The sequence below is a fragment of the Streptomyces sp. NBC_00690 genome, from assembly GCF_036226685.1.
Classification (GTDB): domain Bacteria; phylum Actinomycetota; class Actinomycetes; order Streptomycetales; family Streptomycetaceae; genus Streptomyces.
On the sequence record NZ_CP109009.1, the window covers coordinates 3,814,271 to 3,831,007 of the forward strand.

Below are 16,737 nucleotides of genomic sequence, written 5' to 3' on the forward strand. Positions count from 1 at the left end.
CGAGGGGTACGGGCCCCCAGCGAGCGGCGCCCGTACCCGGGCGACCGAGGCACCGGCCCTGGGCACACCGCCCGACGCCGATGACGCCGTGCCGCTCCCACCGGGATTCGCGACGGCGCACGACACCGCTCGTCCCATACCGCCCCCCGCGGCCGTCGTCAGCCCGCCGTGTCCACATCCGCCGAATCCGCCGCTGCCCGCCGATCTCACCGCCGCCCAGCGCAGCCTGCTGGAGGTCCTGGACGGCGGATCGCTGACCGTGGTCGAGACGGCTGCCCTGCTGGAACTGCCCGTGTCCGCCGTGCGTGTACTGGCGGCCCAGCTCATCGACCGGGGGCTGGTCGCCTCCCGCCCACCGATCCCCCATGCCGCCCAGGCCCGCCCTGATCTGTTGGAGAGAGTCGCCGATGGTCTCCGCGCCCTCAAGCTCTAGCGCCGCGCCGAGCGCCAGCGGCCCGTACGGCTCTAGCGGCCTGCACTTGCCGGACAGCGCCCGTGAACTGGTGAAGATCGTGGTTGCCGGCCCCTTCGGGGTCGGCAAGACGACGCTGATCGACTCGGTGTCCGAGATCCGACCGCTGCACACGGAGGAGCAGTTGACGGAGGCTTCCGTGTCGGTCGACGACCTCGCCGGGGTGCGGGACAAGACCACCACCACGGTCGCGATCGACTTCGGCCGGATCTCCCTGGACGGGGGAATCGTGCTGTACCTCTTCGGCACCCCTGGGCAGGAACGTTTCCGTGCACTGTGGAGCGACATCGCGTACGGGGCACTCGGCGCCCTGGTGCTCGTGGACACCCGGCGCATCGACGACTCCTTCGAGGTGTTGGGGCTGGTGGAGGAGTCGGGCCTGCCGTACGCGGTGGCGCTCAACACCTTCCCCGACTCCCGGCAGTACACGGTCGAGCAACTGCGCACCTCCCTCGATCTGGAGCCGAACACCCCGATGGTGGCCTGCGACGCCCGGGACCGGAACGCCTCCATCGATGCCCTCCTCGCCCTGGTCCAGCACCTGATATCCCGCGATGTCCCGAGTCCGGAGCCCAGCTGACGATGCATCCCGCCCATCTCGCCCCCTCCGCCGAAGCGTTCTCCCTCGCCACCCCGGTGCGCCTGTGGGAGGACGGTTTCGCCGCCGATCCCCACGGCCACTACGAGCGACTGAGGGCCCAGGGCCCGATCGGCTGGGCGGAACTCGCGCCCGGGGTGCCTGCGTACGTCGTCGTCGACCGTCGGGCGGCTCTCGACCTGCTCCAGGACTCCGAGACCTGGTCCCGCGATCCGCGCCCGTGGGAAGTGACCGTCGCCGAGGACTCGCCGGTGCTGGGCATGATGCGCTGGCGGCCCAACACCCTGTTCGCCGACGGCCAGGACCACCTTCGCTACCGACGCACCCTCGTCGACGCGTTCGCCCTGATCGAACCCCATGACCTGCGTGAACTCGTCCACCGGGCGGTGGACGTCCTCGTCTCGGGGTTCGGCCCGGACGGCGGCGCGGATCTGGTGCGGGACTTCACCAGGCCACTGATGGCCCTGGTCTTCAACAGTCTCTTCGGGCTGCCGGACCGCGAGGGCGACCGCCTCCGCGATTCCATCGGGGCGATGATGGAGGGCGGCGAGAAGGCGGCGCTGGGCGAGCAGGAGTACGGGCGCTACGTACTGGAGCTGATCGCTGCCAAGACCACCAAACGCGGCAACGACCTCACCAGTTGGCTGCTCGATCACCCACTGGAGCTCACCCCCGAGGAGGTGACCTGGCAGGTCTTCCTCACCCTGGCGGCGGGCCTTGAACCGACCGCCAACCTGGTGTCGAACGCCCTCTCACGCATCCTCGGCAATGCGGCGTACTACACCACCCTCACCAGCGGATCGCGTCCCATCATGGATGCCGTGATGGAGGTGCTGCGCTATGAGACCCCGATGTCCAACTACGGCATCCACTACGCGCGTCAGCCCGTGAGCTTCCACGGCGTGTGGGTGCGCGAGGCGGTGCCGGTGGTGATCTCGTACGGCGCTCTCGCCCACTTCGCGGAGGTGGAGCAGCGGCCGGCCGGTGGGCACCATCCGCATGACGCCTCGCACCTGTCCTTCTCGGCGGGCCCGCACGCCTGCCCGGTCAAGCACCACACGCTGCTCATCGCCACCGAGGCCATCGAGCGGCTGACCCAATGGCTACCGGACCTCGACCTCACCACCGCACGGCCCGACCTGACTTGGCGGCCCGGCCCGTTCCACCGCTGCCTCACCGCACTTCCCGTCCGCTTCACACCCCGTGCGCTCGATGTACCGGGAGCCCGCTGAGCGACGGGAGCCGGAACGGGTGCGGCGACGGCTCAACGGGGCACGGTGAACGGGGTGGAAGTCGTCCACTCGAATGAACCGCCGGCTGACTTCGCATGGTCGCCGGGAATGCGCGCGCAGGGCGACTCCACGTTCACCACGAGCATCAGACGAGAGCTGCCCCACTGTACGGAGACGATGTCACCGGTGGTGGGGTCCTCGAAGCGGGAGCCGACCTCCAACCAGTCGGGGCCCTCGTTGTCATAGGCGTACCCCGCCTTCCAGCCGGCGCCGAAGAGCCGATCGGCGACCTTCTCCATGGCGGCGCGTGCGGTGCGCTCGTCGATCTGCCGCACGGCCCAGTTGTGCCGCACGCCGATCGCCTTGCGGTCGACGCGCCCCGAGTTGATCAACGAAGTCTGCTTGCAGCGTGACGAACGCAGGGTGTTGTACCCGGGCACGACCGGGTCGGGCAGCCCGAGTTCCAGGAAGACGTCCCGGGAGCGTTCCTGGACCCGCACGGCGACCGTGTCGGGGTCGGCGACCGGATGGGGTTCGCCGTTCCACAGGTCAGCCGCACGCGGCACGATGACCGTGACGGCCGCGATTATGCCGATGACGAGCAATCCCGCCAGGACGTACCAGTGCTTCTGCCCGCTGCTGCGCATGGCGAGAACGGTACGGCGGGGCCGCTGGCGACGCTTGAGTAGTCGTACTCATGAGCGGGCGCGATAGGCGGACGCCATGACCGCAGACACCAGGGCCGCGGACCCGACTGGGGCCGGAAGAGTTCTTGATGGCTTCTTCATCGGTTCTTCAACATGCCGGTCCTAGATTCGGGCCGTCCGAACACCTCCGTGGTCGGACGGCGACGAATGACGAGGGAGTTCCGGGATGGGTGCGCGTCGAGGGTTCGGTGGCCGGCTGATGCTGGTGGGAATGGCGTCGGCAGTGGCATTGACGCTCACCGGTTGCGGTGGAGACAGCAAGGACGGCAAGGACGAGGTCGCCTCGGTCAAGGAGAAGTCCGACGCCAAGAAGGACAAGGCGGCGACGGGTGAACTGGCCACCTACATCGAAGCGAAGCGCAAGTGGGTCCAATGCCTGCGGGACAAGGGCCTCGACGCTCCCGACCCGGATGCCAAGGGTGAGGTGAATCTCGGGGACGCCGGCAAGATGAAGCAGGATCCGAAGGCGAGCAAGGCCGTGGAGGGGTGCAGTGATCTGAACCCTGTGATTCCGACGAGCGTGGAGAGGGTCCAGCAGGGCAAGTTGAGCAAGAAGGAGATCGAGACCAAGAAGAAGTACGCGAAGTGCATGCAGGAGAAGGGCGCTCCCGACTTCCCCGACCCCGACTCCGACGGGTTCTGGCAGGAAGTCACCTGGGACTCGGCTTCCGCGGGTGCCAAGCGCGCCGCGCGGGCGTGCGGCTCGATCATCGGTGTCCCGCCGGAGGGCACCGTCACGCCGCAGGGCTGACGGGATGAGGGCCGTGACAGCCGTGACGAACGAGGACGAGCCCGGGACGGGCGAGACCGTGGTGGAGCAACAGCACACGGGAGGCCGTAGGGGCGCCGCCAGACGAGGCCGTGGCCCGCTACTGGTGGGGGTGGCGATCGTGCTGGTCGCCGCGGTGAGCGCGGTCGGCGCCCTGGGACTGGGCGGTGATGGTGAGGACTCCGACGGAGCTCCGGGCCGCAGCAGCAAGACCGTGCAGGTCACCCGTGCCACGCTGGTCGACCAGACTGAGATCGACGGACAGTTGGGCCATGGACCCGAGGTGCCCTTCCCCATCAAGGCGCAGGGCACGGTGACCTGGCTGCCGGAGCGGGGCACGGTGGTGCGCCGGGGAAAGCCTGTGCTCAGGGTCGACGATCGCCCGGTGACGCTGCTGTACGGCAGTCTGCCCATGTACCGCGAGTTGGCGGTGGCCTCTGCCGCGAACCCTGCGACGGAAGGTGCGGACACCAACGGGCAGGGCGCTCCGGCAGCCGGTACCGGGGGGACGACGGCCACCCCGGGTCAGGGCGGTACGGGGCAGGGCGGTACGGGCGGTACGGGAAGCAGCACCTCGACCGGCGGTGGCGGACAAGCAGGCGGCGCCGAGGGCCTGCCCGCCGGCGCTCCGCAAACACGGACGACCGCCCTGCGCGGCATGGACGTCAAACAGTTCGAGACGAATCTGAGCGCCCTCGGATACACGGGCTTCACCGTGGACGAGTCGTACTCCGAGCTGACCGCTCAGGCCGTCAAGAAGTGGCAGAGGGACCTGGGCGTCCCGCAGACCGGGCGGGTCGGCACCGGAGACATCGTCTACGGACCGGGCCCGATCCGCATCGCGGCCACCAACACGCGCATCGGCGCCTCATCGGCGGGCGACCCCGTCAGCTACACCAGCACCTCCCGCATGGTGACCGTGAGCGCATTGGCCTCCGAGACCGCTTGGGCCCAGCGCGGCACCGAGGTCTCGGTCGAGCTGCCGGACGGGCGATCGGTCAAGGGGAAGGTGAGCAGTGTCGGAACGGACGCGTCCGCACCGGCTGCCGGAGCCGGAAGCGGCCAGGGGAGCGACGGAGGCACCGGAGCACCGGAAGGACGGGCGACCGTATCGGTGGTGATCACCTTCACCGACCAGAAGTCGCTGGGCCGACTGGAGAGCGGCCCTGCCACCGTCCGGTACCTCGTGAAGGAGCGCAAGGGGGTGCTCACGGTTCCGGTGGCCGCACTCGTCGCCCTCGCTGAGGGCGGTCACGGCCTGGAACTGGCCTCCGATGGCTCCACAGCAGACCGCTTCATCCCCGTCACGACCGGTCTGTTCGCCGGTGGCAAGGTCGAGGTGACGAGCCCGGATCTCACCGAGGGCGCGAAGGTGAGGATTCCCCAGTGACGACAGCGAACCCCGCCTCAGTCCCGGAGACCCGGGCGGCAACGCCCGGCGCAAAGGTCATCGAGTTCGCCCGGGTGTCCAAGACGTACGCCGGTCAGGTCACCGCCGTCAGCGAAGTCGACCTGGCCATCGGATACGGGGAACTCGTCGCCGTCGTCGGTCACTCGGGGTCGGGCAAGTCGACGATGCTCCATCTGATGGGCACGCTCGACAGACCGTCCTCGGGTCAGGTCACCGTCGACGGCCACCGGATCGACCGACTCACCGATCGCGAGGTCTCGGCGCTCCGGGCACAACGCATCGGCTTTGTGTTCCAACAGTTTCATCTCGCCGTGGGAGTGCCGGTGCTCGACACCGTCGCCGACGGGCTGCTGTACGCGGGCGTCCCCCTGCGGGAGCGGCGGCGCAGGGCGGCCAAAGCACTCGCGCGGGTCGGTCTGAGCCATCGCATCGACCATCTGCCCCATCAACTGTCGGGCGGCGAGCGGCAACGCGCCGCGGTGGCGCGGGCGGTCATCGGCGAACCGGCCGTCCTGCTCGCCGATGAGCCCACCGGCAATCTGGACTCGGCGTCCGGAGCCGCCGTGCTCGTTCTGCTGAGGGAGTTGCACACCGCGGGGACCACGGTGGTGGTCATCACGCACGACCGGGAAATGGCGGCTCAGTTGGACCGGAGGGTGGAGATGCGGGACGGGCGGATCGTCGCGGACAGCGGTCCCGTTGCGACCCGCTCGGAGGCGCTGCGATGAGCCGACGCCGTCGGGCGCCCGTGCTGCGCCCCGCACGGTTGGGGCCCGCCGACCTCGTCCGGCTGGGTGGTACTGGACTGCGCACCCGCCCTCTGAGGGTCTTCCTGTCAGCTCTGGGCATCGGCATCGGAGTGGCGGCGATGGTCGCCGTGGTGGGCATCTCCAGCTCCAGCAGGGCGGAGGTCGATCGCAGACTCGACAGCCTGGGCACCAATATGCTGCGCATCGCTCCCGGTCAGGGGATGGACGGCCAGAAGAAGCCGCTGCCGCGGGACACGGTCCCCATGGTCCAGCGCATCGGCCCCGTACAGCAGGTGGCGGCGACCGGTACGGTCAAGAAGGCTGCCGTCTACCGCAATGAGCACGTCCCCTCGGGTCGCACGAGCAGTGTGGAGGTGGCGGCGGCGGGGCCGGACCTGCTGAAGACGATCGGTGGCAAGATCCACAGCGGCCGTTGGCTTCAGAACGCGACCGAGCAGTACCCGGCGGTCGTCCTGGGCGCGCAAGCCGCACGCAGACTGGACGTCCACACTCCCGGGTCCCGGCTCTGGCTGGGCGGTAAGTGGTTCTCCCTGGTCGGGGTGTTGAAACCGGTGCCGCTCGCACCGGAGATCGACCAGTCGGCCCTGGTCGGCTGGCAGGCAGCCGAGACGTATCTGCCCTTCGACGGCCATCCGTCCACGGTGTACGTCCGGGCCCGTGACGACAGTGTGACGACGGTACGAGATGTGCTGGCGGCCACGGCTAACCCGGAACGCCCGAGTGAGGTGTCCGTGTCCCGGCCGTCGGACGCGCTGGCCGCCCGGGAGGCGACGGAGTCCGCGCTGACAGGGCTGCTCCTCGGGCTCGGTGGGGTCGCACTGCTGGTGGGCGGGGTGGGTGTGGGTAACACCATGGTCATCTCGGTGCTGGAGCGCCGCCCGGAGATCGGGCTGCGCAGATCCCTCGGCGCCACGAGCGGCCAGATCCGCGGGCAGTTCGTGGCGGAGGCACTGCTGTTGTCGGCGCTCGGCGGGCTCGGTGGAACGGCATTAGGAACGGTCATCACCGCGGGATACGCGTACGCACGGGACTGGCCCACCGAGGTCCCGATGTGGGCCGCGGGCGCCGGTATGGGCGTCACCCTGCTGATCGGCGCGCTCGCCGGTCTCTATCCCGCGGTACGAGCAGGACGGCTGGCACCGACCGAGGCGCTGGCCGGAACCTGACCGCGCAACAACGTTGCTATGCGGGAGCCCCCGTTGTGGCCAGGACGATGGTGAAGGTGGTTCCCACCCCCACCGTGCTGCGCACCTCGATGGACCCGCGGTGGTCGGCGACGATCTGACGGGCGATCGAGAGCCCGAGGCCACTGCCTCCGGTGGCCCGCCCACGGGCGGCATCCGCCCGCCAGAAGCGGTCGAAGAGATGGGGTAGGTCGTCAGCGGGGATGCCCTTGCCCGTGTCCCTCACCTCGACGACCACCAACTCCCCCTGAGGAACCAGAGCCAGGGTCACGGTCCCGCCAGGTGCCGTGGCCCTGACCGCATTGCCCACCAGATTGCCCACGACCTGACGCAGCCGGTCCGAGTCTGCGTGAACGTGTACGGAGTACGGCGCCTCCACGACCAGGAGGACCCCCGCGGTCTCGGCCTGCGCCCGAAGAGCCGTACGGCAGGTCTCCAGGAGGTCCCTCAGGTCAAGGTCGGCACGGTGATAGGTGAGTGCCCCGGCTTCCGCGAGTGCCAAGTCCTGGAGGTCGTCCACGATCCGCTGTTGCAACATCACTTCTTCGTGCAGCGAGTCGAGAAGATCAGGGGTCGGCTCGACGAACCCGTCCTGCAACGCCTCCAGATAGCCGCGGAGATTGGCCAGCGGGGTGCGCAGTTCATGGGCGATGTCTCCGGTGAGCCGGCGCTGACGCTGCTCCCCGTCCTGGATGGAACCGGCCATGCGGTTGAACGCCCGCCCGAGCTCGGCGATCTCGTCCTTCCCGGCGGCGGGCACCCGTCGGCTCAGATCGCCTTCCCCAAGGCCGCGGGCGGCGATGGTCAGAGCCTGGACGGGACGGAGAACAGCCCGGCTCAGCAGCAGGGCACCCAGGATGACCGCGAGCGCCACTCCCGCCGCCACTCCGAAGGCCGGGGCTGCGGCGAGAGTCGGCGGGGACTCGTCCTGATGGCCGAGTTGGACTTCGAGTCGCGGCGGGGCGACGTCGGCGGTGTGGTTGTTGAAGGCCAGTTGAAGACAGGCGGGCACATCCGGCTTGGCCTCGCACGCCGAGACCTCTTCATAGGCCCCTCCGGACTCCTTGTCGGTCGTCTCCTGCGACTTCACACACGGAGTGGAGGTGTGTGCGGAGCTGATCTGCGGAAGCCCGGAATCGTCGCGGCGGACGCTCACCTCGGCGCCCGAGCCGGTCAGGCACGCCGCATAGCGCACGGTGGACCGGTACTGGCCGATCAGACCGAGGGTGTGCTTCCACGCGGCCCGCGGCATGAGCCCTTGAGGAATACGGATCTCCGGGCGGGGGTCGACGAGGACGGGCGGCTGTCGACTCTCGCTCCGCGGTTCACGACCGGCGAGTACGTCAGAGTCGGCAAGGAGCACATCGGACTCCGTCGCGACCCGAATGCGCTGGTCGGTGTCCTTCGCAAGCTTGCTCACCGTGGGAGAAACGCCGTCCCAGGTGCCGTGGGCATAGCCGTACTCCCGCAATGCAGTGGTGATGCGTGCGACCTCTTGCTGCCCGGCGGTGACGGAGTCCTTCACCTGTCCGGTGGCCTGCCGCCAGGTCAGCCACGCGGTCGCAGCGGTGGCGACCAGGGCGACGAGCATCAACAGGCCGATCGCCCGCAGTCGAAAGCTCATCGGGCCGCACCGGATGGCGCGGTCAGCCGGTAGCCACGTCCGTACACGGTCTCCACGTACTGGTGACCCCGGCCCTTCTCCAGCTTCCGCCGCAGGTTCATCACATGCGCATCGACGGTGCGTTCCATCACGTTCTGATCGAAACCGAAGACGCGGTCGATGATCTGAGCCCGAGTGAAGACTCGGCCGGGCTCTTCTGCCAGAACGCCCAGGATGGCGAACTCCTTGCCGGTGAGCACCACGGGCTCTCCCGCAATACGTACTTCGAAGCGTGCGGGGTCCACCTCCAGTTCGCCGACCCTGAACACGGTGGGTCCGGCACGCCCTGCCGCTTTGGCCCGCCGTAACAGGGCCCGCACCCGAGCGGTCAACTCCCGAGGGCTGTAGGGCTTGGTCATGTAGTCGTCGGCCCCCAGATCCAGGCCGAGCAACATGTCTTCCTCAGTGGTGCGCGCGGTGAGCAACAGAATCGGTACCTGGGATTCGGCGCGCAGAATGCGGCACACGTCCAGGCCGTCCACGTGCGGCATCATCACGTCGAGCACGATGAGATCGGGTCGGGTGGACCGTGCGCGGTCGATCGCCGAACGACCGTCGGCGACGATCTGCACCTCATTGCCCTCGCGCTCAAGATAGATGCGAATCAACCGCGCCTGTTTGACGTCGTCCTCGGCTACGAGGATGCGAGGGCTCACAACGTGGCTCCTTTGGGGTGAGAACCCGAGGTACCCAGAGAGCCTATGCGCCGGTGCGCAATGTTCCATCGAAATGGCAGCCGTTGAGCCAAAGCCGCTGGTGAGTACGGCTGGAAGCACCGCGGTGCGCACCGGAATCACCGGCACGCACCGAGGTCAGACCAGTCATCGTTGAGAACGGGGACGACCCGCCTCGTTCAGGCGTTGTCAGCAGGGGTCGAGGCTGCCGCCGTCGCTCAGCAGGTCATCGCGAACCCACCCGTAGGTGTCGGGGCTGGCGCTGTCATTCCTCAGGTAGGTCCAGGTCTCGGTGGAGGAACCGATCCGGGTGTAGCAGTGGTAGTCCAGGTTGTGGCTTGAGTAAGCGATTCCGAGGATCGCACAACTGGTGTACGAACCACTTCTCTGGTTGGCCCCGTTGGCGGTGTTGTTCCAGGCACTGTTGTCCTTGTCAGTGGCCGTGGTCCCGCACGGCGCAGCCGCCACCGCTGAGGTGGAGAGGGTGAGCGGGAGCGCAAAGGCTACCGCGGCGACTGCCGGAACGATTGCTGCAAATCGACGCTTCACGAATTCCCCTACTGTGAGACTCACTGGCATTGATCACGCACCCCAATCGATGCAGGGGCGGGAAAAATGATCACCACATCGAATGCGATGCGGCGACATAAGGAACCATGCCGCCGAGGACTTATTGAGGAAAGGACTCCGGTTTTGGATGACTTGATAAAGATGCTCAAGCGGCCGGATAGCCACCCGTCGGATGGATCTGCGCTCACGGCCCGAAGCTCCCCAGCGGGCCTCTGGCCTGGAACAACAGCCCACCGAAGGCTCGCCTTGACTTCAGCACGTGATACCCAATCGCCCAATAGCACGCCGGGATAGTGGAATCACGCACCCTTCCCCAGGGGACGCCTTAAACGTCGAATCCCATCGAACTCAAATCGATCTCAGTCGCGAGAAGAAAAGCCCAGCAAGAGCGCGCCCTAGCTTCGAGCTATCACGTCGAGATCTCCTGAAGGCCCAAAAATGAGGCGGCTACGATACCGGCGTCGATGACGGCCGTCGAGTGGTTATCGCAGTCGGGGGCAACATCACGCGATAGGAATGGACGTTCCACTGGCGCTCGGCATGCGAAGTGCTGAGGCCAACACGAGCAGCGCCACGAGCCGATGCCAACCCACCACAACGAAGCCCCACCGCCTCCGCCGGGATCGGGGACGCGATGGGGCCGCTTGGTGATGGAACTGGATGGATCAGTGGGTTGCGGTACGCGCCAAGGCCACGAGGGAGGCCCAACTCTGCGGGGAAACCATCAGGACAGGACCAGCAGGGACCTTGCTGTCACGGACGGGCACGACGCCATGGGCCACAGCGAAGGAGGGCGACCACTCGATGCAGTTGCCCCCTTCGCCACCGCTGTAGGTGGACTTGGCCCACAACGCACTCATGCTCGGACGCTCGACACCGGCCACTTGGCTACTCCCCCGATGAGCGGGCTATGGCAACCAGCCCAGCCCAACTCTGCGGGGAGAGCATCAGGACGGGACCGGCAGGCGCCTTGCTGTCACGGACGGGGACGACGCCATGGGCCACAGCGAAGGAGGGCGACCACTCGATGCACTGCCCTTCACCACCGCTATAGCTGGACTTATCCCAACTGATGAGCGCACTCCGGTCAAAGGTGATCTTCATTTGAGGTGCTCCTCCATGATTTTGTGAATCAAGGCCATTGACCGCTCGGACGACAGGGCATCCGCACGAAGACGGTCGTAGGTTGCCTGAGCCCTGGTGACAACGTCGGTTGAATCGTTCACCTGGCCTCGCCCGAACGTCTCCGAGTAGACGACAGTTGCCCCGTCCACCTGCATGAGCAGGTTAAACGGAAGGTTGGACGCAGGGGCACCCGCGTCGTAGGGCAGGACCTGAATGGTGATGTGCGGTGACTCGACCTCGGCCATCAGATGCCTCAACTGATGTGCCATGACACGCCGGTCGCCAACCACTGTGTGGAGTACCGACTCATGGAGGATCACCCAGAGCAATGGCGGGTCTTCGCGATCCAACACTTCGCGTCGGCACAGTCGTGCCATGACCCGGCCATTGATCTGTTCGTCGGTCTCGCGCGGGAAGGCCGAGCGGAAGACAGCCTCCGCGTACTCCCGCGTCTGCAACATCCCCATGATGAAGGCGTTGCTGTAGTCCGTGACCGCTAACGCCTCCTGCTCCAGCTTCACGTACGGGATGAACCAGCCCGCGTGACCGCGCTCGCTCACCCGTCTCCGTAGCCGGGCGAACGACCCCGGGCGTTCGAAGATGCGGTCGCACGCCTCCGCGAAGTTCTCCGAGGCGAGCAGTGTGCCGCCCTCGACCTTGGTGACGTACGGGCGCTTGTAATGCGTCGCGTCCGCCAATTGCTGCTGTGTCATGCCCACGAACTCACGCGCCGACTTGACCTCCATACCGAGAAAGGCGGCGCCGTCCTGTGGTTCGTTCAACTCGTTGGAGGTGTATTCGCTCATACGCCCAACTCCGCAATGTTCCTGATGCGTTGGAACCCTGTTTCCTCTAGCGAGCGTACGCCCGGCGGGACACAGTGGGAGTGCAGTTTCGGCGAGAAGCACGCGACCGGGTGAGGTGCACAGCGGATGGACGTAGAAGCAGGTGGGGGCAAGTATGACCCGCCCGCCGTGGGTGAGTTGATGTACGACGGTTCCACGGACAAGGTGGGTGAGTTCCGGGGGCTTTCCGGTTCTTCGTGGGCACTGCGGCCCATCCGTGGTGGGGCCGAATGGGAAGTGGAACCAGAATGCGTCCGACCGCTCAGTTCGGATGAGCGGTTGCGGGCCTTGAATTCCCAGGCGAATACCCGTAGCCGGAACCCACTTCGGTGAATCCCGGACCAGCCGAGCGAAGCCCCTGGCTCCCGGTGGGAAGCGGGGAAGGTCTCCTACGGCAGACCGAGGGCGTCGAATACTGCGTCCTGTGCGATCGGCCGATCGCGGGCTTCGCCATCAGGGTCGGCGAGGGCTTCTCGGCGAGTGGCGCGCGGCCCGATCCGTATGCGCATGCGGAATGTGCGGCAGGGCCCGCCCCGGGAGGCGGACGACCCCCGCGGCACGGCTGAGATCTCCCGCTCGCGGTGCCCGCACCCCGCGGGGGGGTTCACGGCTCCGGTCCGCCCGTGCCCCAACACGCGAGGGCCGGGGCCACCCATCCCCCCTACGACTACGACAAGGCCAGCCCCGGCTTGGCCGAAAGCTGTCTCCAAGGAGCTGATCCCGACCCATGTGCATGGTCCAACGGGCTCTGACGCGAGTGCTGCAACGGTTCTTCCCATCGCACGGACGACACAGCCATTCCCCGCCCTCGGGTCCCACCCGTCATGGGCGGATGTCGTTCCGGCCGTGGTGGTCCGCATGGGCCACCCCCACTCCCCCGCATGTGGTGGCGCGACTCGCACCGCTCCGGGGTGAGGACTGTGCGCTGGTACGGCCCTATGCGCTGGTGGAGACCACGTTGCAGCTCAGAACCCTGCGCTGCAATGTCGCCGAGCGGCCCCGTGCCGGTGCGCTCGATCAACCCAGTACGGAGAAGTCCGTACGCCCGGTGTAGGCGCTGAAGTCGGCCGGGTCGCGGTCCAGTGCCTCCCGTACCCCGTTCGAGAGCGCTTCCGACCTGCCCTCGCGGATGTGCCGGAACAGTTCGACGAAGATCTCGGCGACCTCTTCCGGCTCTCCGGCCGCGATGGCCTCGGCACGGTATTCCTCCTCGGTGACCGGGACATAGCGCAGGTCGAGGCCCGAGGCGCGGGCGATCTCGGCAACGGCCTCGCCGAAGGTCATTGCCCGCGGGCCGGACAGGGCGTACGTACGACCGTTGTGTCCCTCCTCGGTGAGGGCGGCGACCGCCACCTCCGCCAGGTCGTCGAGGTCGACGAAGGGTTCGCGTCCCTCTCCGGCCGGGATGCGGAGCTCTCCCTTGCTGAGCGGCCCCACGAGGTAGGGGAACTCGGTGAAGTTCTGGGCGAACCAGGTCGGGCGCAGGATCGTCCACTCCAGGCCCGAATCGCGCACGAGCTGCTCGGTCGCAAGGACGCTGCCACTGCCGTCGTCCAGTTCTTCCCACACCCGGGCGGAGAGCAGCACCAGTCGGCGCACACCGCCTTCGGTCGCCGCTGCCACGAAGTCCCTGAAGTCGTCGATCGCGCCCGGGTCCTCGGAGGTGACGGCATAGACCGCGTCTACGCCGCTCAGGGCGGGAGCCCAGGTGGTGCGGTCCGTCCAGTCGAAGCGCACCGCACCCGACCGGGAGGCCACTTTGGGGGAGAAGCCGCGGCGTTGGAGCACATCGGCGACCCTGCGGCCCGTCTTGCCCGTACCGCCGGTCACCAGAACCGAAGAAGGGGACGAAGAAGCAGAAGGAACAGAGGGAGCGGAAGCAGAAGAGTTCGTCATGTGGACCAGTGAAGCGGGTTGCGGCTGTACGGAGGATGGCTGTCGCTCTCGTTGTGATGTCTGATCGTCTCGCGCCGCGGTCGTACGCGGTCCGGGCTGCCCGCACCGGTCGAACCGATCGGCCCACCGCTGCCCTCCTACACTGGTGCACATGGATGACGCACTGTCCGGCCTGCTGCACGAGGTACGGCCCCAGGGCGCCCTCTTCGACCGGTCGGCCCTCAATCCGCCCTGGTCGATGCGGTTCCTCGAACGCACCCCGCTCGCCCTGCTCACCATGCTCGGCGGTTCGGCGTGGGTGAGCGTGGACGGCGATGCGCCCGTCCCGTTGCGCCCCGGTGACCTGGTGCTGGTGCGCGGCCCCGAGCCGTACACCGTCTCCGACGAGCCGGGTACGGCGCCGCTCGCCTTCGTCCACGAGGACGACCGCTGCACGACGCCGGACGGCCGACTGATCATCGGCACGATGCCGATGTGTGCACCGGAACACCGGGACACCGTGCTGTTGAAGGGCACCTACCAGGTCGAGGGAAGCGTCTCGCAACGTGTGCTGGACGCACTGCCGCCCATCGCCCGGGTGCCGGCCGCGCCGGAGGGCTGCCCGGCGCTGGGCATGATCTCGCAGGAGATAGACCGGGACGTGCCGGGGCGGCAGGTGGTTCTCGACCGGCTGCTCGATCTCCTGCTGGTGACCACCCTGCGGGACTGGTTCGACCGCCCCGAGGCGAAGGCGCCCGCCTGGTACCGGGCATACGGCGACCCCACCGTGGGGCGCGCGCTCCGGCTGATCCACAGCGATCCGGCCCGGCCGTGGACGGTCGCCTCGCTGGCGTCGGAGGCGGGCGTGTCCCGGGCGCGGTTCGCACAGCGGTTCAATGAGTTGGTGGGGCAGCCGCCGATGACGTACCTGACCGAGTGGCGCATCTGTCAGGCGGCCGATCTGCTGGCCCGTACCGATGACACCGTGGAGGCCGTCTCCCGTCGGGTCGGCTACTCGAATGCGTACGCGTTGAGCGTGGCCTTCAAGCGGACCCTGGGCGTACGGCCGTCGGAGCACCGTGCCACCGCTCGGGCCGGCCATCTGCCCGCCCTCGCTCGCCAAGCCGGATAGCGCCCACAACGCCCCAGGTGCCGCGTACAACCATTCTCTTGTCGGGCGGGTCTCCCAAGGGACTCCTGTTGATCACCACAGCTGAAGCGGCAGGGGGACCAGCAGTCTCGACCTGTGGGGAACACACCTTGCGCACACGGACCCTCGCCGCCGCGATCGCCGTCACCTCCGCCTGCCTGGCTGCGGGCGCTCTCGCTCCCGTGGCCGTTGCCGCGCCCGTCGACGGCAAGAGCGCTCGGGCCGCGAAGGCACCGGCCGCGAAACCGATGGACTACAACGGGGACGGCTACCGGGACCTGGTGGTCAATCTCTCGGGCAACACCGACTCAGCGGCGGGGAGCGCCTACGCGAGCGGCTCCGTGATGGTGCTGTACGGCTCGCGCCAAGGGGTCGACACCACCAAGCGGAAGCTCATCCGTACGAGCACCGAGGGCATACCCGGAACCCCCGAGGGTCATGACCGCTTCGGCCACCGGACCGCTTCCGGCGACTTCGACAAGGACGGCTTCACCGACCTCGCCGTCTCCACCGTCGGCGAGGACCTGACCGTCAACGGCACCTACCGCCGTAACGCCGGTCAGAACACGATCATCTGGGGCGGCAAGAACGGACTGGCCAAGCACGGGGCGAGCACCGTGCAGCAGTCCGCCCCCACCTCGATCGACGTGCGCCGCGGCATGGCCCTGGCCGCCGGGGACTTCAACGGGGACGGTGCGGCCGACCTGGCGGCCGGTGACTACAGCAACGGCCGCGGCGGCGATGTGCTGTACGGCCCCTTCACCCGCAAGGGCAAGCCCAAGAGCATCGCGTCCCTCGGGATGAAGGACGGTCAGACCTATGTCCACCCGGGGCTCACCACCGGCGATGTGACCGGGGACGGCATCAGCGACCTCGTGCTCCAGGTCTATCCGGGGCGCGCCGGGGTCCATCAGCGCATCGAGCTCCTGCGCGGCACGAGCAAGGGCCTGGTCAAGGCGGGAACGCTCAAGGACGCCGCCGGCAAGGACCTCGTCAGCCTCGGCGCGGACGACCGGCAGTTGGGCATCGGGGACATCGACAAGGACGGGTACGGGGACATCGTGCTCGGCGACTGGAGGGCGGATCACGGCGACATCCCGTTCGCCGGCAGGTTCACCGTGGTCTACGGGGGCAAGAACGGTCAGGCGACCGACCGGAAACCGCAGGTGTTCACGCAGGACACCGAAGGCGTGCCGGGCACGGTCGAACGCGACGACTACTTCGGCTCCTCCATCTCGGTCGGTGACATCAACGGCGACGGGTACGCGGACGTCGCCGCCGGCTCCCCCGTCGAAACCGTCGGCGACAAGTCCCTCGCAGGTCGGGTGACCACCCTCTTCGGTGGGCCCGCGGGTCTCACCGGTCAGGGCGCCCAGGTGCACGACCTGGACACGGCGGGCGTGCCCGGGGACATGGCGGCGAACGACCTCTTCGGACGGGTCGTCAAGCTGATCGACATGAACCGCGACGGTCGTGCGGAACTGGTGGCTGGGGCTCCCGGTGAGTACCCGGCGGTGGGAAGGTACTCGGTCCTGCCCGGCACCACCCAGGGCCTGACCGGTCAGGGCTCGAAGACGTTCGGCCCTGCCGATCTCGGACTGCGGGCCGTGCCGGAGACCGGTTTCGGGGAGACCCTCGGCAACTGACGTCCCGTCTGCGTCCCGCCCGTTGTGTCCGGGCGGGACGCACCAC

18 protein-coding genes are annotated in these 16,737 nt (G+C 68.0%); 10 read left to right on the forward strand and 8 right to left on the reverse strand.

Features of this window, described 5'->3' with window-relative positions; all coding sequences use genetic code 11:
* Positions 1-88 precede the first annotated feature (88 nt).
* The 3 genes from OID54_RS16720 to OID54_RS16730 are packed head-to-tail and all read left to right on the forward strand — an operon-like array spanning position 89 to position 2,302.
* Positions 89-433 (forward strand): DUF742 domain-containing protein, encoded by a 345-nt coding sequence (locus OID54_RS16720; protein WP_329027566.1) that lies wholly within the window; start codon positions 89-91, stop codon positions 431-433.
* A complete protein-coding gene (locus tag OID54_RS16725) occupies positions 408-1,052 on the forward strand; it encodes a GTP-binding protein (RefSeq protein WP_329020402.1) in 645 nt (214 codons plus the stop codon). The genes OID54_RS16720 and OID54_RS16725 overlap by 26 nt, the downstream gene beginning before the upstream one ends.
* A 2-nt stretch (positions 1,053-1,054) precedes the next feature.
* Positions 1,055-2,302, forward strand: coding sequence for a cytochrome P450 (locus OID54_RS16730; RefSeq protein WP_329020404.1), 1,248 nt, complete (start codon positions 1,055-1,057; stop codon positions 2,300-2,302).
* 32 nt (positions 2,303-2,334) lie between these two features.
* On the opposite strand, the gene OID54_RS16735 is transcribed toward OID54_RS16730, so the two are convergent.
* Complete coding sequence (locus tag OID54_RS16735) at positions 2,335-2,949, reverse strand: hypothetical protein (RefSeq protein ID WP_329020406.1); 615 nt, start codon at positions 2,947-2,949, stop codon at positions 2,335-2,337.
* Positions 2,950-3,175: 226 nt separating this feature from the next.
* On the opposite strand from OID54_RS16735, the gene OID54_RS16740 reads away from it, so the two are divergent.
* Genes OID54_RS16740 through OID54_RS16755 form a run of 4 tightly spaced genes read left to right on the forward strand, consistent with a single transcriptional unit; the run spans position 3,176 to position 7,125 of the window.
* Positions 3,176-3,760, forward strand: coding sequence for a hypothetical protein (locus tag OID54_RS16740; protein WP_329020409.1), 585 nt, complete (start codon positions 3,176-3,178; stop codon positions 3,758-3,760).
* A 4-nt stretch (positions 3,761-3,764) separates the two neighbouring features.
* Complete coding sequence (locus OID54_RS16745; protein WP_443055606.1) at positions 3,765-5,168, forward strand: peptidoglycan-binding protein; 1,404 nt, start codon at positions 3,765-3,767, stop codon at positions 5,166-5,168.
* Positions 5,165-5,917, forward strand: coding sequence for an ABC transporter ATP-binding protein (locus tag OID54_RS16750; protein WP_329020413.1), 753 nt, complete (start codon positions 5,165-5,167; stop codon positions 5,915-5,917). Before OID54_RS16745 ends, OID54_RS16750 begins: the two co-directional genes overlap by 4 nt.
* On the forward strand, positions 5,914-7,125 hold the full coding sequence (locus OID54_RS16755) for an ABC transporter permease (RefSeq protein ID WP_329020415.1): 1,212 nt from the start codon (positions 5,914-5,916) through the stop codon (positions 7,123-7,125). The genes OID54_RS16750 and OID54_RS16755 overlap by 4 nt, the downstream gene beginning before the upstream one ends.
* Before the next feature lie 16 nt (positions 7,126-7,141).
* Here OID54_RS16755 and OID54_RS16760 read toward each other — a convergent pair whose 3' ends face one another.
* The 6 genes from OID54_RS16760 to OID54_RS16785 form a co-directional block, all read right to left on the reverse strand.
* Entirely contained in the window at positions 7,142-8,767 is a 1,626-nt protein-coding gene (locus tag OID54_RS16760) for a sensor histidine kinase (RefSeq protein ID WP_329020418.1), read from the reverse strand.
* Positions 8,764-9,462, reverse strand: coding sequence for a response regulator transcription factor (locus tag OID54_RS16765; RefSeq protein ID WP_329020420.1), 699 nt, complete (start codon positions 9,460-9,462; stop codon positions 8,764-8,766). The genes OID54_RS16760 and OID54_RS16765 overlap by 4 nt, the downstream gene beginning before the upstream one ends.
* 207 nt (positions 9,463-9,669) lie before the next feature.
* The gene (locus tag OID54_RS16770; protein WP_329020422.1) at positions 9,670-10,029 is read right to left on the reverse strand and encodes an SH3 domain-containing protein; all 360 of its coding nucleotides are present in this window, start codon (positions 10,027-10,029) and stop codon (positions 9,670-9,672) included.
* Between the two features lie 686 nt (positions 10,030-10,715).
* A complete protein-coding gene (locus OID54_RS16775) occupies positions 10,716-10,910 on the reverse strand; it encodes a DUF397 domain-containing protein (protein WP_329020424.1) in 195 nt (64 codons plus the stop codon).
* A gap of 28 nt (positions 10,911-10,938) precedes the next feature.
* Positions 10,939-11,154, reverse strand: coding sequence for a DUF397 domain-containing protein (locus tag OID54_RS16780; protein WP_329020426.1), 216 nt, complete (start codon positions 11,152-11,154; stop codon positions 10,939-10,941).
* Positions 11,151-11,981 carry a helix-turn-helix domain-containing protein gene (locus OID54_RS16785; protein ID WP_329020428.1) on the reverse strand — a complete coding sequence of 277 codons (831 nt, stop codon included), beginning with the start codon at positions 11,979-11,981 and terminating at the stop codon, positions 11,151-11,153. Before OID54_RS16785 ends, OID54_RS16780 begins: the two co-directional genes overlap by 4 nt.
* Positions 11,982-12,852: 871 nt before the next feature.
* On the opposite strand from OID54_RS16785, the gene OID54_RS16795 reads away from it, so the two are divergent.
* Positions 12,853-13,074, forward strand: coding sequence for a hypothetical protein (locus OID54_RS16795; protein ID WP_329020432.1), 222 nt, complete (start codon positions 12,853-12,855; stop codon positions 13,072-13,074).
* On the opposite strand, the gene OID54_RS16800 is transcribed toward OID54_RS16795, so the two are convergent.
* Positions 13,038-13,916, reverse strand: coding sequence for an NAD(P)H-binding protein (locus tag OID54_RS16800; RefSeq protein WP_329020434.1), 879 nt, complete (start codon positions 13,914-13,916; stop codon positions 13,038-13,040). The genes OID54_RS16795 and OID54_RS16800 overlap by 37 nt on opposite strands.
* Before the next feature lie 151 nt (positions 13,917-14,067).
* Between OID54_RS16800 and OID54_RS16805 the strand changes: the two genes are divergently transcribed.
* Both OID54_RS16805 and OID54_RS16810 read left to right on the forward strand, forming a co-directional pair.
* A complete protein-coding gene (locus OID54_RS16805) occupies positions 14,068-15,027 on the forward strand; it encodes an AraC family transcriptional regulator (protein WP_329020436.1) in 960 nt (319 codons plus the stop codon).
* A 128-nt stretch (positions 15,028-15,155) separates the two neighbouring features.
* On the forward strand, positions 15,156-16,691 hold the full coding sequence (locus OID54_RS16810; RefSeq protein WP_329020438.1) for an FG-GAP and VCBS repeat-containing protein: 1,536 nt from the start codon (positions 15,156-15,158) through the stop codon (positions 16,689-16,691).
* The last annotated feature ends 46 nt before the right edge of the window (positions 16,692-16,737 follow it).

Excerpts from the sequence above, each read along its gene's own strand:
- OID54_RS16800 (WP_329020434.1), bottom strand. The coding sequence starts at position 13,916 with ATGACGAACTCTTCTGCTTCCGCTCCCTCTGTTCCTTCTGCTTCTTCG.
- OID54_RS16745 (WP_443055606.1), top strand. The coding sequence starts at position 3,765 with ATGAGGGCCGTGACAGCCGTGACGAACGAGGACGAGCCCGGGACGGGC.
- OID54_RS16805 (WP_329020436.1), top strand. The coding sequence starts at position 14,068 with ATGGATGACGCACTGTCCGGCCTGCTGCACGAGGTACGGCCCCAGGGC.
- OID54_RS16785 (WP_329020428.1), bottom strand. The coding sequence starts at position 11,981 with ATGAGCGAATACACCTCCAACGAGTTGAACGAACCACAGGACGGCGCC.
- OID54_RS16775 (WP_329020424.1), bottom strand. The coding sequence starts at position 10,910 with ATGAGTGCGTTGTGGGCCAAGTCCACCTACAGCGGTGGCGAAGGGGGC.
- OID54_RS16760 (WP_329020418.1), bottom strand. The coding sequence starts at position 8,767 with ATGAGCTTTCGACTGCGGGCGATCGGCCTGTTGATGCTCGTCGCCCTG.
- OID54_RS16725 (WP_329020402.1), top strand. The coding sequence starts at position 408 with ATGGTCTCCGCGCCCTCAAGCTCTAGCGCCGCGCCGAGCGCCAGCGGC.
- OID54_RS16795 (WP_329020432.1), top strand. The coding sequence starts at position 12,853 with ATGTCGTTCCGGCCGTGGTGGTCCGCATGGGCCACCCCCACTCCCCCG.
- OID54_RS16730 (WP_329020404.1), top strand. The coding sequence starts at position 1,055 with ATGCATCCCGCCCATCTCGCCCCCTCCGCCGAAGCGTTCTCCCTCGCC.
- OID54_RS16780 (WP_329020426.1), bottom strand. The coding sequence starts at position 11,154 with ATGAAGATCACCTTTGACCGGAGTGCGCTCATCAGTTGGGATAAGTCC.
- OID54_RS16740 (WP_329020409.1), top strand. The coding sequence starts at position 3,176 with ATGGGTGCGCGTCGAGGGTTCGGTGGCCGGCTGATGCTGGTGGGAATG.
- OID54_RS16755 (WP_329020415.1), top strand. The coding sequence starts at position 5,914 with ATGAGCCGACGCCGTCGGGCGCCCGTGCTGCGCCCCGCACGGTTGGGG.
- OID54_RS16735 (WP_329020406.1), bottom strand. The coding sequence starts at position 2,949 with ATGCGCAGCAGCGGGCAGAAGCACTGGTACGTCCTGGCGGGATTGCTC.